This window comes from Paenibacillus sp. JQZ6Y-1 (assembly GCF_040719145.1).
Taxonomy (GTDB): Bacteria; Bacillota; Bacilli; order Paenibacillales; family Paenibacillaceae; genus Saccharibacillus; species Saccharibacillus kandeliae.
In genome coordinates this window covers 30343-46284 of the sequence record NZ_JBFDUZ010000001.1, presented here as the reverse complement: position 1 = coordinate 46284, position 15942 = coordinate 30343, and the positions used below count along the sequence as shown (strand labels likewise).

The 15942-nt window shown below is 47.4% G+C and carries 12 protein-coding genes; 4 read left to right on the top strand and 8 right to left on the bottom strand.

Going from position 1 to position 15942, the window contains the following annotated elements; translation table 11 throughout:
- Positions 1-65 precede the first annotated feature (65 nt).
- The 4 genes from nrdF to nrdI form a co-directional block, all read right to left on the bottom strand.
- On the bottom strand, positions 66-1034 hold the full coding sequence (gene nrdF / locus ABXR35_RS00255; protein ID WP_367053832.1) for a class 1b ribonucleoside-diphosphate reductase subunit beta: 969 nt from the start codon (positions 1032-1034) through the stop codon (positions 66-68).
- A gap of 167 nt (positions 1035-1201) precedes the next feature.
- Positions 1202-1666, bottom strand: a complete 465-nt coding sequence (locus ABXR35_RS00250) for a VOC family protein (protein WP_367053830.1) — start codon at positions 1664-1666, stop codon at positions 1202-1204.
- A 73-nt stretch (positions 1667-1739) separates the two neighbouring features.
- Positions 1740-3824, bottom strand: a complete 2085-nt coding sequence (gene nrdE, locus ABXR35_RS00245) for a class 1b ribonucleoside-diphosphate reductase subunit alpha (protein ID WP_367053827.1) — start codon at positions 3822-3824, stop codon at positions 1740-1742.
- The gene (gene nrdI / locus ABXR35_RS00240; RefSeq protein ID WP_367053824.1) at positions 3811-4179 is read right to left on the bottom strand and encodes a class Ib ribonucleoside-diphosphate reductase assembly flavoprotein NrdI; all 369 of its coding nucleotides are present in this window, start codon (positions 4177-4179) and stop codon (positions 3811-3813) included. Before nrdI ends, nrdE begins: the two co-directional genes overlap by 14 nt.
- Positions 4180-5393: 1214 nt before the next feature.
- On the opposite strand from nrdI, the gene ABXR35_RS00235 reads away from it, so the two are divergent.
- Positions 5394-6476 carry a glycoside hydrolase family 64 protein gene (locus tag ABXR35_RS00235; RefSeq protein WP_367053821.1) on the top strand — a complete coding sequence of 361 codons (1083 nt, stop codon included), beginning with the start codon at positions 5394-5396 and terminating at the stop codon, positions 6474-6476.
- Between the two features lie 456 nt (positions 6477-6932).
- On the opposite strand, the gene ABXR35_RS00230 is transcribed toward ABXR35_RS00235, so the two are convergent.
- Complete coding sequence (locus ABXR35_RS00230) at positions 6933-7523, bottom strand: GNAT family N-acetyltransferase (protein WP_367053818.1); 591 nt, start codon at positions 7521-7523, stop codon at positions 6933-6935.
- Positions 7524-7857: 334 nt separating this feature from the next.
- A complete protein-coding gene (locus ABXR35_RS00225; protein WP_436669339.1) occupies positions 7858-10341 on the bottom strand; it encodes a rhamnogalacturonan lyase in 2484 nt (827 codons plus the stop codon).
- A 493-nt stretch (positions 10342-10834) separates the two neighbouring features.
- On the opposite strand from ABXR35_RS00225, the gene ABXR35_RS00220 reads away from it, so the two are divergent.
- From ABXR35_RS00220 to ABXR35_RS00210, 3 genes are all read left to right on the top strand, one after another.
- Entirely contained in the window at positions 10835-12178 is a 1344-nt protein-coding gene (locus tag ABXR35_RS00220) for a nucleobase:cation symporter-2 family protein (protein WP_367053812.1), read from the top strand.
- A 152-nt stretch (positions 12179-12330) separates the two neighbouring features.
- The gene (locus ABXR35_RS00215) at positions 12331-12855 is read left to right on the top strand and encodes a hypothetical protein (protein WP_367053809.1); all 525 of its coding nucleotides are present in this window, start codon (positions 12331-12333) and stop codon (positions 12853-12855) included.
- Between the two features lie 231 nt (positions 12856-13086).
- Entirely contained in the window at positions 13087-13872 is a 786-nt protein-coding gene (locus tag ABXR35_RS00210; protein ID WP_367053806.1) for a Cof-type HAD-IIB family hydrolase, read from the top strand.
- 141 nt (positions 13873-14013) lie between these two features.
- Here the strand turns inward: ABXR35_RS00210 and ABXR35_RS00205 are convergent, their stop codons facing one another.
- Together ABXR35_RS00205 and ABXR35_RS00200 are read right to left on the bottom strand one after the other, a co-directional pair.
- On the bottom strand, positions 14014-14646 hold the full coding sequence (locus ABXR35_RS00205) for a TetR/AcrR family transcriptional regulator (protein WP_367053803.1): 633 nt from the start codon (positions 14644-14646) through the stop codon (positions 14014-14016).
- A 276-nt stretch (positions 14647-14922) separates the two neighbouring features.
- Positions 14923-15942, bottom strand: a complete 1020-nt coding sequence (locus ABXR35_RS00200) for a FecCD family ABC transporter permease (protein WP_367061013.1) — start codon at positions 15940-15942, stop codon at positions 14923-14925.

Below are 15942 nucleotides of genomic sequence, written 5' to 3'. Positions count from 1 at the left end.
ATATCGGCTGGCGGTGATGGTTTGTTTAGATGCGATGGTTCACTTTCCGGTTAGTCCGGTGTGAATTAGAACTCGAATTTGAAATCGTCGTCGGTCAGGCGCTCTACGTTGATCGCGCGTACGTAGCCATTTCCTTTTTTGGAGAAAAAGTCATGCTGCTTCGTGTGCGTACTGATTCCGTTGAAGACGATTGGGTTCACTTCCTCGTCTGGGAACAGCGGATCAAAGCCCAGATTCATAAACGCTTTGTTCGCATTGTAACGCAGGAATACATTCACTTCTGCAGTCAGACCGATATGGTCATACACTTCCGCTGTGTAGCCTTCCTCGTTCTCATGCAGATAACGGAACAGCCCTTCCAGCGTCTCGTATGCATCTTTTTGCTCGTCTTCGCTCAGCTCGCTGTAGATCTCCTGTGCCAGTACACCCACGTATACGCCGTGGATACTTTCATCGCGCAGGATCAGGTCGATGATTTCGCCGCTGCAAGTCATTTTGCCTTGACCTGCCAGATAGAGCGGATAGAAGAAGCCGCTGTAGAACAGATAGCTTTCCAGTAGTACGGATGCAGCCATCGCCAAGAACAGCTCTTTTGGCGAGTTGATACTGTTGTAGTACTGACGGATCGTTTCCGCTTTGCGTTGCAGACGCGGATGATCTTCGACCCATTTGAAAATGTTATCGATTTCCTCAGTGGAGGACAATGTGGTGAAGATACTGCTGTACGATTTGGCGTGAATTTGCTCCATCATCGCCATAAAGCCCAGTACGGCTTTGCGTTGCAGCCCGTCCACATGCTCCATAATTTGTGGCATACCAATGCCGCCTTGAATCGTATCCAGCAGAGTCAGACCGCCTAGTACCTTCATGTACGTTTCGCGTTCAGCGTCACTCAGCTGAATCCAAGACATTTTATCGTCGGACAGCGGAATCTCGTCATCCGTCCAGAACTGCATAATATTCTGATTCCAGAACATCATTGTGAAATCGTCGTCTGGACGGTTCCAGTTTACCGCTTTGATTGGCTCACTCATCGGTAGTATGCCCCTTTCGTATGGCTGGCTTCAAACATCCAGCAAAATCTAAAATCATGCTTGAACTCATAAAAGGACAGCATGCAAAAGAAGCCCGGACGGTGTACGCCCGTGAGAAGTAACTTTTGCAGGCTGTGTTGATATTTCATTCATACTGTATTGCCTGTTCAGGCTTGTTGCCGTTGTTCCCACTCTTTCCATGTCATCAGCGGCTGATCCGGTTGTGCCGAATGCGGCAGCATGGCAAGAAGTTCGAGGGAATGACCGTCGGGATCTGTAAAATAGATCGATACCGCCGGCATAAATGGAAATACGATCAAATCATCGGCACGCTCAACCACATCGCCATGAAAATTCTCGGTAACGATGCCTAGCTTTGCCAGTTCTGATGCAGCCGTACGCAAGGAATCCAGACTCGTTGTAAACGCAAAATGCTGTCGCTGTACAAGCGGAGACGGATAATCTTGCCGAATGCCCAGCATGGATGTACCCGGCTGACCAATCCAGTAAAAACGGCTCTTGCGTTGCTCATCACGATGCAGTAAGGTAACGCCCGGCAGTTGCTCATAAAACCGAGCGGATACCTCTACATCACTAACATTGATATGCGTTTCAAAGATACCTTGAATCATGATTGCACACTTTCTATCGGCATGATGCCCATTGTCTCATGCACATCATGTCGACGGCTTAGTTATTCGTATATTAGATCGAGCAGCTGATGCACTCTTCTACAGTCAGACGCTTAGTGCGTGTGTAGTACAGGGATTTCAGACCTTTGTGTGCAGCATACAGATAGTAACGTGCCAGTTGGCGTGTTGTTACATCACTGCTCACGTGCAGAACGGTAGAAATACCTTGATCCACATGCTGTTGAATCTCCGCAATCAGATCCAGTACTTTGAACTGATCCATTTGGTATGCGGATTTGTAGTAGAAGAAGTTATCTTGCTGCATGTATGGCATTGGATAGTAAGTGGTCGAGTTCGCATACGTACGAGTCTCGATTTGTTCAACGATTGGCATAACGCTGGAAGTCGCGTTTTGGATGTACGAAATGCTTGCTGTCGGCGCAATCGCCAAACGGTACGCATGGTACAGACCGTTCTTCATCACATCAGCTTTCAGGTTTTGCCAGTCTGCTGGTGTAGGAATGGTCATGCTGCCGAACAGTTGTTGTACGCGCGCTGTCGTTGGACGATAGTCGGTAGACAGGTAACGGTCAAAATATACGCCGCTTGCGTAGTCGGATTTATCGAAGTCCATGAACGTTTTGCCCGCTTCGCGCGCGATTTCCATACTTTTCTCCAATGAATAGAAATTCATCATCATGAAGAATGTACGAACAAAGTCTTTTGCCTCGTCGCTTTCGTAAGCGATTTTGTTTTTCGCCAGATAGCCGTGCAGGTTCATAACGCCCAGACCGACAGAGTGCATCTCACGGTTCGCTTTGGCTACGCCCGGTGCATTCGCGATGTTGGTCATATCGCTGACAGATGTCAGACCCATGATGCCTTCATGCACGGATTCGCGGATTTTGCCTAGCTCCATCACGTTCACGATATTCAGGGAACCGAGGTTACAGCTAATATCGCGGCGGATGATGTCTTCCACGCCATAATCGGTAATTTCTGTTGTCTCCTGCAATTGGAAAATCTCGGTGCACAGGTTGGACATTTTCACCGAACCGATACTGTTCAGTGCATGGAATTTGTTAGCGTTACTTTTGTTCATAATATAAGGATAGCCGGATTCCAGCTGAATGCTTGCAATCTTAGTCAGCATGTCGCGTGCGCTCATGATGACTTTCTTTTTCACACGATCATCTGCCAGCAGCGTATCGTACATCTCGTCGATGTTCATATCGTCCAGATGTTTGCCATAGGCTTTGTATACACTGTATGGAGCGAATACGTGCAGCAGTTCGTTTTCCGCTGCCAGTTTGTAGAAACGGTTAGGCACGATCAGACCGATGGACAGAGTTTTCAGACGCGTACGCTCGTCGGCATTGATCTTTTTGCTGTCAAGGAACTCTAGGATGTCCCAGCCGAAAATGTTGTAGTATGCGGCGCCAGAGCCTTTACGTTGACCCATTTGATCGGCATAAGAGAATGCATCCTCCATCAGCTTCAGTACTGGCATAATGCCTTTGGCTGCACCTTCCACGCCTTTGATCGGCTCGCCGCGTCCACGCAGCTTGGAGAGGTTCACCGCTACGCCGCCGCCAATTTTGGACAGCTGCATACAGGTGTTCAGTACATAGTTGATGGAATTGAGGGAATCGTCCATTTCCAACAGGAAGCACGATACCATCTCACCGCGACGACTCTTACCAGCATTCAGGAATGTCGGGGTTGCCGGTTGCAGACGCTGCTCCATCATGGAACGTGCCAGCGTCTTCGCATTCTCGGCATTACCGCGACCCAGATGCAGTGCTACAACAGCGACGCGATCTGCATAATGCTCCAGATATTGCGCACGGTCGTTCGTTTTCACTGCATAGTCTTTGTAGAATTTGGAGGCTGCCATATAGGAAGGAAATTGGAAGTTGTAGCTGTGTGTAATCTCATACACCTCTTCAACATCTTGTGCACCATAGTGGAGGTACATATCCTCATAATAGTCGTTGTCGATCATGTAGCGTACTTTGGACGTTGTGTCCGCGAAGCTCATGCTCTTCTCGTCAACTTCCTTCATATATTCCAGAACCGCTTCTTTATCTTTATCCAAACGGAAAAAACCGCTGTCGTCGCGTTGCATCAATAGGTTGTTCAATTCAATATGCCGCAATTTTCTCTACCTCCTGTACGAATCGTTGTGCATCTCCTGTCGTGCCGGACAGTTCAAATTTGTATACGACGGGAACGTTGTATAGTGCCGAGATCAGATCAGCGCTTTTACCAAAGTTGTCGCCCCAGTTGCGATTACCGCTCGCTGCTACGCCGAGCATACGGTTGTGGTTTTTCTCCAGAAAATGAGTCACCCGTTCCGGGACCTGACCGAAGCCAGTCGTATAGGTGATCAATACAAAAGGTTCATTCAGTTGCAGCGCTTCTTCAATCTGTACCGCCTGCACTGATGTATGTTTCAATTTTCCGATAAACCGCCGTACATTGCCCGTTTTAGAATCGTACGCAATCAGCATGGGATGACATCTCCTTTTCAACTCAATATGTAGTATGGGTGTACTGTACAGCTCAGCTTCCTCATCACCGGTAACAACCGCTGAATGGCTGATTCCCCACTGTGCCAGTCGCTCTTACAATGCATTACCCATATATGGTCCCCTAAAACATCCGTTCATCAATATATGGGAGATGTTTTTGAGTGTATACCCTATATATTGTGTTGTCAATAGCGTACGAAAGTACGAAACGTAAGTGCCGAAGTGAAGATTTACAGCACTTTTCCCTTTAAAAACAAGAACTATCAGGCATCTATGCACGGCTGTGACTGCCGGTATGTCGTCAAAAAAATAAACTACTTGACATACTATATATGGTTTGTTCCTTCCAGCGTTTTGTCTATCATTTCCAGAACAAGAAACACGGTCAGAACCATAACAATTTTGGACACTCAAGTATAAAACTTTACTGCTTCCGACCCAAAAAAGCAAATGAAAATTGCTGCATTTGAAGAAAGTTCATAATTGAAAAAGCTTGCAACAATCTTTTTTATTTCTTGATGTCATCTTTGCGTCGAGGCGTGTATTTCAGATATGTGAATGCACCGCCATTTGAGAGCGGATTCAGGATCATTTGCTGAAATGATGGATGTGAAAACAATCATTTCGGGAGAACGGATATTGATTTTGTGAAAAGGATACTTGGTAGTCAGGATGGAGAGTCATGTTTCTTCTATAGAAGTCATGATTGTGGGATTGAGGATAGTAGATAGTGAATAGGTAAGATATTTTGCTGACGCAAAATCACTTTTTATTAGACCTCGTGTTTTAAGAGCGCAAACAAGAGGCATCGTAGGGAACATTCTACTATATATGATGATTCTATCAGCGGTACCGTATATATCTAATGGTATTGGGCTTGCAAGGCACGTCGCATATGGCGATGATTAGGGCGGAAGTGATCGTTGCTACGGAAGATGTGGATTTTCTGATCTGGAATGCACGGTTATAATTCCGTATGAACTGAATATGATGAATCTGTCCAAACCGTGGTCTGCTGCTATAGAGACTTTGATTTGGTTGGCTTCCCTTTTCTTCTCAAATAACGTGAGTGGTCGTATATAGCGGACATACCGATCAAGATCACCATTCCAAATTCTATAATTTTAAATAAATTACATATAATGTATAATAAAATCGCAATATGAAAGCGTATACAAAAAAGGAGGAATTTGATGTTTCATTGGATTGGTAAATGTGTGCTGCTGGCAGCACTGGTGATTGCAGGTTTTGCATCGCCGGGTCTGACTAGCAACGTCTCGGCTGCTGCCCCTTCGGTAGGTTCTATTTCCGCTTCATCCATCCCAGCGCCAACTGGTAGCGGTGTGATGACTTTCAAGCTACTGAATGCGACAAACGGTGCTTATTCAGACAGTCAGGTTTACTGGGGCATCCTCGGTATCAATCCAGCAACCAAGCAGTGGAGTTATCTGACTAGCTCCGGCGAGCTACGTCCGATCTCTGCCGCGCTGAATGACGCTTCTGGTCATCTGACCAAAAACGGTGTCAATTACGCCAACATCTACAGCACCATCGCTCAGAAAGAATGGGTGAGTCTGCCGAAAATGGATTCCGGTCGCATGTTCATCTGCGTCGGTTCGCCATGTTATATCAAAACATACAATGACGGCTTCGCTGGACCGGATATTAACAATCCGTCCGACCCGAACCTAAATGTGTATTTTGATTTTGTCGAGTTTACGGTGAATGATTCCGGGTATCACGGCAATACTACGCGTGTAGATGGATTCGGCTTCCCACTGCAACACCGTCTGGTGAACCGTGCAGGCAACTATGACCGCACAGTGGGTGAACAGGAATCGGAAACACGGGCAAGTATTTTCAGCAAGTATAAGAGCGAAGTGCCAACTGCCTTCAAAGGGCTGGCAGATGTACAAGCGCCTTACCGCATCGTAGCACCGATTCATGGCTCGTTCAAAGCGGGCGGTGCGAATGCGAATTATTTTGCTGGGTATGCGAATTATACGACGCAGGAGATTCTGCTCTGTAATGGAGCATTGCAGGAATCACCGGGCATTTGCTCGGCGATTAACCGACATGTGTATGGGAACCAAGCGGATTGGAATAATGTAGCTGCCTATTACAAAGCGGCTCCGGCGAATTATTATGCGAAGTTCTGGCATGATCATAGTATTGGCGGACTGGCGTATGGGTTTGCTTATGATGATTATAATCAGCAGGCGGCTTATCTTGAGGTTGGTGATCCGAAAGGATTGATTATTCGCGTAGGCTGGTAAGTGTTCATTGCTTGCTGGTTTGAAATTGTGAATGGTTGGGGTGCTTGAGCAACAAGCACTCCGAAAAGGAATAAGGGAATGGAACTCAGGTGGAGTCACGAGAATCTACGGATTAGGATTGCATGTAGATTCTCGCGACTCCAAAGTCGTTCCTTTTCCCTTATTTCCTTTTCTCCGTTCCGTGCTTAGAAACAACCTAATGAACAAGTTAAGCTTTTGTATCAAGAAAACCACTGATTAAAACCTTTTACGTGCCGATAACACAATGTATTATTACCATTCTACATGAACTGAAAAAGGCAGATCAGCACTAACTGATCTGCCTTTTATGATTATATATCTTATTCTTTGCTTGCTACCTTCCTACGGCGCTGGATCGATGCTAGATTGTTGTTCAGCTCTTTCAGGCATCTACATAGTAAGCAGTATTAACATAGTCGCCTATGTCCTTAGAACTTATAGCAGATCCTTCTCTAGCACAATCTTGAAAGACCCTTGCGCATCGGTAAATGTATCCACAATATCGAAGCCGTACTGAATATTCAGCAACAGCATATTGCGCCAGCGATTCATCGTTTTTGTCTGGACTTTGTGGTATCCGGCTTGTCGCAGATGCTGGTGCTGTGTGTCCATGAGTATGGATGCGATGCCTTGCTTACGGTAATGGGGATCGACACCGCCTAGCCAGCTATAGAATGTATTCTGATCCTCCATTAATGGATAGCCAATTTTGTAGCCGATGACTTCCTCTCCATCTAGTGCCACAATGGTCAGCAATTCCTTGATATCTGGTATGGTGACATTGTTATGTATTTTCTGAATAAGTCCAACGTCTCCCTTGCCTGAAAATATAGATTCGTGCAGCGTCGCAATCCGCTGGAGCATGTCCGCCTCAGGGAGTGCATGGAGTGTACGGTATTCGTATTTGGTCGTAGCAGGATGTGCAGGTTCAGATGGTGGCTGTGAAGATGATGTGGAATGACGTTCGACTGTGTTCATCGGTGCGGAGGACTCCGTTTCTGGCTCCGTATGCTTCCTGTTCGTCATAGGTACAGACCCCTTTTCCTATAAATATAGATGGTTTCTCGCTGACATCCACGTCACGTAGCAACAATGATCTTGATGAGAATGATCCATAGATCATCTATCAGTCTATGGATCAAGCTATCGTTTCATTATAAGCAAAATATGCAAGCTATGGAAAGGCTTACTCACGCATAAGTAGCCCCACCATTTCTATGGAGAGCAAATGGTAGGGCTACCTTGGATTTACATCGGCTTTGATAATCGACTTTGATAATTGGCTTTTATATATAGAAGACATGATTAGATGAAACAGGATTGCAGCAAGTGAGTTCTATTGCTGCAATCCTGTTATTGGTTATTTGTCTCGACCTAATGTGGTATTATTCGGGATCGGCACCTTCGACCAGTCCATATCCGAAGCAAAGTAGAAACTGGTATAGCTTGGCTGGTTATACGTCGTATTCTGACGTGCAATACCGGTACGATACTGTACATCGTGCATCAGTGTGTACAGCTTATGGTTGGTTAGTTCTGTGCTGAGATAGATGCGGATCGCTGAACTATCTGCTGTACGCAGCAGCAATTCCTCACGCCAATCGCCGAAAATGTCTGCGACGAGGGAAGGGTTACCTTTGGTGCCGTTATTGGACAGTGTACCATTGGCAACCAGTACAGTGCCCTTTTGCCAATCTTGAATGGTTGGCGTCACATCCTGTGAACCGTCGATGATTTGCGTCGTCAGCTGTGGGCTCCATTTGATATTCATATTAGTACCCGGATAGCTTTTGCCGATGAGGGTGCCATCAGCGGTGCGCAGATTGGTTGCCCATGTTTCCAGACCCGGACGGGATGGATCAATATCGCCGACCATGCCGCGACCGGTATCCTTACCAGTGTACGCGCCATAGATGACTTTGCCAGTTGCTGCATCACGCAGCGCATAACCATACGGTGCGTAGGTTGCTGCTTCATGTACCATATAGATTTCCAATCCCGGTCGGTTCGGATCAATGTCTGCTACATGCAGGGCATCGCCGTGTCCCAACTTGGCAATCTGACCCGGAATGGCACTGCCTGCTGGCATCACATCCTTGGAGCTGTATAGCAGGGTACCATCGTGATCGACGGTACCGGAGCCGTATACAATCTCGTCCTTGCCGTCTCCGTCCACATCGGCGGCAGACAAGGAATGCGCCCCTTGTCCAGCAAGCGGTCCCAGATTCGGATCGGTACCGTCGCGTCCATGTGGGCCGTCGTTGAATGGATTGGTCATGAGCGCCCAGCCCGTGTCGGCGGTCCAGTCCTTGCTCAGCTTTTTGCCGTCCCAGCTATAAGATACGAGCGCGGCGCGCGTATAATATCCACGGGCAAACACTGCGGACGGCGTTTTGCCATTCACATAGGCGACGGTCGCCAAAAAACGATCCACTCGGTTGCCCGGCTCGATCCGGCTCATCGCATAATCACCCCACATCAACCCATCGTCATATCGCTCTGGTTCATAATGCACGGTCTGCTCCTCTTTCCCTGTACGCCCTTCAAATACAGTTAAATATTCCGGTCCACGCACGATAAAGCCTTCAAAATCACGCAGATCGTTACGTGTGCTGCGCGACGGTGCATACACGTCGATAAAATAGTCCGCCAACGCCTTCGCATCATTCAGCGATAATGGATACGAATACTTCGGCGCGATGCCAAACGCCTCTTCCAGTGTCTTCGGCCAATGACCATTTTTCACCTCAGGATGCTCACTCCAGTCTTGGAACATCTGCACCACATGATTGTAATAATCCTCGCTGCTCATGCGGTAATCATCCGTATTGGCGTATCCTGCCTGCCGATCTTCTTTGGGCAGTGAAATGTATCGTTCTGACACGACATTGCCGCGCGCTCCATAACGAGTGATCTTTGTACCCGGTGCGGTTTTCATCATCATCTCGACTTTGCCATCACCGTCAAAATCGTATACGAGAAACTGAGTATAGTGCGCGCCAGAACGAATATTCACGCCGAGATCAATCCGGTATAACAGCGTCCCATCCAATCGATACGCATCAATGTACGTATTGCCAGTGTAGCCCTTCTGCGACACATCCTTCGCATTAGACGGATACCATTTTACAAAATATTCGTATTCCCCATCGCCATCTACATCCCCCACACTCATATCGTTAGCGGAATAACTGTACGCTTCGCCTGCCGGAGTGACGCCATCGGCTGGCTTTTGCAATGGAAGATCGTAATACGTGTCATTCCAAACCGATACTGGTGCACTAAGCTTATTGTTATCCGGCTTGAGCAGACTGGCAACAGAGATGCCATGTGCTGTCGCTGTCTGTTCAACGGTTTGACTATGATCAGAGGACGAGATGCCATATGTAGCGGAAGTGACCTCAGCAGACGAGGATCGCGCTGCACCTGCGGTATCGTCATACAAGGATTCGGTAGCAGTGACGGATGGATGCGAACGTGCGGGAATCGCTAGCAAACGATATCGATCCTGCACCTTGCCCTTTGTATCCAAATAGTTGGTACTATCACTGACGACTGCCACAAACGTTCCATTCCGATACACAGCAAAATCCGTCCCCGTCAGCCCTGTATTCGAATAACCCTTTACTTCATTGCCAAGTAGCCGCCAGCTGAGAAAATTACCATCTACCGTATGAGCAGCAACCAGTCCACGATCCAGATATTCCAGCTGTACCTTCTGTTGCTTGCCTTGTCCATCATGATTGGCAGACCATGCTGCATTACTAGCCGAATCGGCAGCTGTCACACCACCAGCTGGTACGACTAAAGCAAGACCCAACGCAACGGTCAGCAAGCGAGGCATCCATGCATACTGCTTTTTGATCACGTTATTCACTCCCTATTCATTCGTAGTTTTGATAACGCTTACACAATTGGATTGCCTCTTTATTATAGAATTCTCTACATGTTCACGTGTTCAAAAATCAGATGGAACTGTTTAAATACCCGTCTGTTTCAGCGATGATATCGCATCTTGTACGCAGATTGTTCACATGTACAGATCGTTAGATACAGATATTCAGATGCGTTGACATACTCCTTGCTCGCGCTCCCCCTCTATTCTCTGCACTTGAAAAACTCATATTGATCTACTATGTAATATTAATTTACATGAAAATCATCTTTCTGCATAAAATCCGAACTTTTAATTATATTTTTTTACAAATGTTAAGAATAACACTCTTCAAAGCATCGATACACGCCTATGATAACACTAATAACAGCTCAAACAGATAGTTTTCCTGACATAAGCATGTATATACGAGAATATACTTACATTCAAAGGGGCGTTCGATATGGAAAACAAAGTAAGCGGCGGTAAAATCTTTTCGCTTGGATTGCAGCATGTACTTGCTATGTATGCCGGAGCCATTCTAGTACCACTACTTGTCGGGCGTGCATTGAATCTGACGACAGAGCAGCTCTCCTATTTGGTCGCCATCGACCTACTAACTTGCGGAATCGCTACCCTGCTGCAAGCATGGAAAACAAAATACCTCGGCATTGGATTGCCAGTCATGCTGGGAAGCTCCTTTGTCGCGATTACGCCGATGATCGGAATCGGCAATCAGTACGGATTAGCATCTGTGTATGGAGCGATTATCGCTGCTGGATTATTTGTCGCTGTATTCGCTGGATTTTTTGGTAAAATTATTAAGCTATTCCCACCGGTTGTAACGGGAACAGTAGTGACGGTCATTGGGCTGTCCCTTGTTCCAACAGGTATTCGCAATATGGCAGGCGGTGCGAACAACGATGACTTTGGCAGCTTGCAAAACTTCCTGCTGTCATTCGGTGTACTGGCACTCATTCTGCTGATTAATCGCTTTTTCACCGGCTTTATGCGTTCGCTATCCGTACTGATCGGTATTATCGTTGGTACACTGGCTGCTGCATTGCTTGGTAAAGTGAATTTGACTGCTGTTATGGAAGCATCTTGGTTCCATCTGCCGCAATTTTTTGCTTTCGGACTACCAGAGTTCAAAATCGCTCCGATCCTCACCATGATTATCGTCTGCATGGTCATTATCGTCGAATCGACAGGTGTATTCCTTGCCCTCGGTCGTGTATGCGACCAAAAGCTGACGCCGCAGGATATGACGCGCGGCTATCGTACAGAAGGTATTGCGATCATGCTGGGCGGATTGTTCAATGCGTTTCCGTATAACACCTTTGCACAAAATGTCGGTCTGGTCGAACTATCCCGTGTCAAAACGCGTAACGTCATCTTCATGGCATCCGGTATCCTCATGGTGCTTGGTTTGGTTCCGAAAATCGCTGCGCTGGCAACGATCATCCCACCTGCCGTACTCGGTGGTGCGACCGTCGTCCTGTTCGGGATGGTTATCGCCTCCGGTATCCGTATGCTAACCGAGGTGGATTTCAAAGATCAACGCAATCTGCTCGTGGTTGCCTGCTCCGTCTCGCTGGGTATCGGTGCAACGGTTGTGCCAGAGCTGTTCGCCGGATTGCCAGCTTCGCTGCGTATCATCGTCAGCGATGGTACAATTACGGGCAGCTTGTCCGCGATTGTGCTGAATCTATTTTTCAACATGACGTCTCGCCGCAAAGTAGAATCGGCTCCCGCCCATTCGCATAGTCTAGCGGAAGCAACTGTTGCCCGTGAGCAAATTTCCTAATATCACAAATGGTGGATCGTAATAAAATGCAGTCCAGAAACTAACGATTCTGTTGATTGCTTCAACCGTTTGTATTCCTCTAATGAAAAGCCATCCCAAACAACCGCCGATATGGTATAATCACCACTATTGACAGTTAACAGGAGGCACACATGCTTACTTTTGAACAAAAGCTTGAACTGCTGGAATCGTACCCTCAATTGCAGCGCAAACAGGTATCACTTGGACGGGTTAATTTTCATTTTGAAGAAAGTACCGTTGATAAGAAAATTGTAGCATTTCATATTCATCCGAACGGCAATGGCTTTGTCTATGCTGGACTGCTGGATGAATACGAAACCGATGATAAAGGCTTTGTAAATATCCGCGACTATTCGGAGGAGCAGCTGCGTACGTTGCTGGATGCTACGCTTGAAGCGATGTCCAGCCAAGCACCGGCTGAAGATGTCAGCGATAGTAAAAGCTCCGCTGGTTCCTCTACTCCCGTCATCTCCTTATCCAGCTCATCCGCAGGCGGCAACTGGATCGACGATGAAGGTCATACGCTGATCCTGAAATACGAAGACGACATGTGGTGCCTGTACGCAGGCGACAACCTCGACATGGCATTCGAATCGCGCCGTGAAGCCGATGATTATTTAAGAGAAGAAGGCTTCAAGCCGAACCTGAAAGCGTAAATAGTAAATAGCAGCACACTATAGATACTCTCGTTGATCCAAATGAGAGTATCTTTTTTTGTATTCATTACGATTACTAATCCAAACCCCTCTGCCAAACCACCATCCTTGCCCAATTCCACGACAACGCCCGTCTCTACTGGTATAATAGAAGGAACTGCGAATATGTAGATAGGCTAGACGCATATTCAGACTGCAATACCAATACAGAGAGACGGATAGGAGCTGCTTATGTCTAATCAAAGTATTATCTTTTTCGATATCGACGGAACCCTGCTGGACTTCAACAAAGAACTGCCCGCTTCCACCAAACAAGCGATTTTTGAACTGCGTGAACGTGGACACGAGGTAGCGATTGCTACGGGACGTGCACCATTTATGTTTGAAAAGATCCGCGAAGAACTGCAAATCGACACTTACGTCAGCTACAACGGACAATACGTGGTACTGCGCGGCGAAGTGCTGTACACCAATCCACTGAACCCGGATGCACTGGTGAAATTAAGCCAAGCTGCCATCGAAAATGAAAATCCAATCGTGTACATGGATGCCGACGATATGCGCGCCAATGTACCGGATGAGCATGAATATATTACTACCAGCATCAGCACACTGCATGTAGATAAATTCCCAACCTACGATCCGGCATACTATGAACAGCGCGAAATGTACCAATGCTTGCTGTTCTGTCTGGAAGGTGCGGAGCAAAATTATGCAGCAGATTTCAAAGACTTCGACTTTATCCGCTGGCATCCGATGTCGGTCGACGTGCTGCCTGCTGGCGGCTCCAAAGCGAACGGCATTTCCAAGATCACTGAAAAACTGGGCTTTCCGAAAGAGCGCCAGTACGCATTCGGCGACGGCTTGAACGATGTAGAAATGCTCAAGCAAATCTACAACAGTGTCGCGATGGGCAATGCTGAACCAGAAGCCAAAGCCGTAGCACGCCATGTGACCAAGCCAGTGGATCAGGATGGCATTTTGCACGGTTTGCAAATGGTTGGTCTACTGGACTAAGATCGTTCGCAATACGAAATAGCACATCCACGTTCATCATGAATATAGCAAAAAGACCAGGTATACCTTTGCTCCTACACGAGAAGGGTATATCTGGTCTTTTTGCTAGCTATACTCAACAATTTCCAACGATTCAAGCACTCAAATACCGAGCAATCCGAAAAACTCAAAGCGCGCCGTCTGCGCTGAGATTTCTTCCAGCGTTTTGTCTGCGAGCGATGAATCAGCAGATTGGGGTCCGAACAACCATCTGGCGATCATACCTTCGATCAGACTGGTTAGCATCGCTGCACGCATGGCTGGATCGATGCCAGTCGGCAGCATGTCCAGCTCAATCGCACGCTCAATATTACGCCGGAATGCCTGCTCCATCTGAATCCGTGCTTCATTGGCTGCCTGCCGTATCGCTTCATCCGCTGCTCCACTACCAAGCAGCAGCTCCATTAGATAACGATGATCGCTGGCAAACTGGAATAGATTTTGCAGTAAGTGCTGGGATGCCTGCACCATATCCACCACCGAACCGGACTCCGTGCGATATCCCTGCGAGATCACATGTGCAATCTCCTCACGCCCATTAGCGATAATCTCCAGCGCAATCGCTTCTTTGCTTTTAAAATACCAATAAAATGTCCCCTGCGCGACTCCCGCCTGCCGCACAATATCCGACACTTTGGTCTGATGATACCCGTTCCGCGCAAACAACTCGACGGCAATATCGAGTAGCTCCTGCCTTCTTTCTCCATTGGTATGTGTGGTATTTCGCTCTGGCATGTCGTACCTCCCGATTGACTCATCAGTCAACTTGATTTTATCCATGCTAGCGGATAACGTCATGATAGTCAATGCTGTCTGAATATTGAATATCTGTGCCTAATATCCACACTTGCTGCCTATACGCTTTTTCTCACCTTTACCGCTTCCCTTGTATGTACCGCTTCTAATGTAAATCCAAAGAGACAAAAGAAAAAGGAGATGCGCCCATATCGTGTACAGGCATATCCCCTCTATCTATTTAATCCTCTATTCTCTTGTTCAACCTTCTATTACTCACATCCGACTGCGGAATAACAAATAGATGAAGTACGGTACTCCAATCAACGAAATAACGATACCTGCTGCCAATTGAGCGGGAGCGAATATCGTTTTGCCGATCAGATCGCCGAGCGATACCATCAGCATGCCGATCAGACCGGAAATGGGCAACAAGTGACGATGACGCAGACCGACCAGCCGCCGTGCAATATGCGGAGCGATCAGACCGACAAAGCCAACCCCGCCGGATACCGAAATGCACGCCGCCACCAGACCGACCGCCGCCAATACCAGCTTACGACGCTGCCGACCAAGATCCAATCCTAGACTGAGCGTGGTCTCGTCATGCAGTTGCAATACATCTAACACGTTTCCTTTCCACCATAGATACGGGCTGATCAGCAGCAACCATGGTAGCATAGCACCAATATAACGCCAATTCGCATGATGCAGACTACCTGCCAACCAGACTGCTGCCGCCTCAAAATCATTCGGATTCATTTTGAGCGACAGATACAGCGTAATCGCTGCAAAGCCTGCGCTGACCGCGATTCCGACTAGAATCAGCTGCTGCGGGTCCAATCTCCCATTGCTACGAGCCAGCCAGAAAATAATCGCTACTGCCAGCATTCCGCCAGCCAGACCGAACAATGGCATTGCCATGTAAGCGAGCCAGCCAGTCAGATTCAGTGTCTGGCTAAATACTAGCATAAACAGCACAACCGCCATACTCGCACCAGCGTTAATCCCTAGCATCCCTGGATCAGCAAGACCATTGCGGGTAACGCCTTGAATTACCGCCCCTGCCATGCCTAGCCCGAAGCCAGTTAGTAGCGCCAGTACAATACGCGGTAGTCGAAAATCGAATACAACCAGATCATACTCGCGAGTGGCATCGATACGCAGCAGTGTGCGAACCACATCGCCAACGGTCATATCGAATGTGCCGTTGGTGACGCTGATATACACGACAGCAAGCGTAATCAACAGCAGTAATGGCGCGACTAACCAAATGCGCCGATGAATTGGGAACAT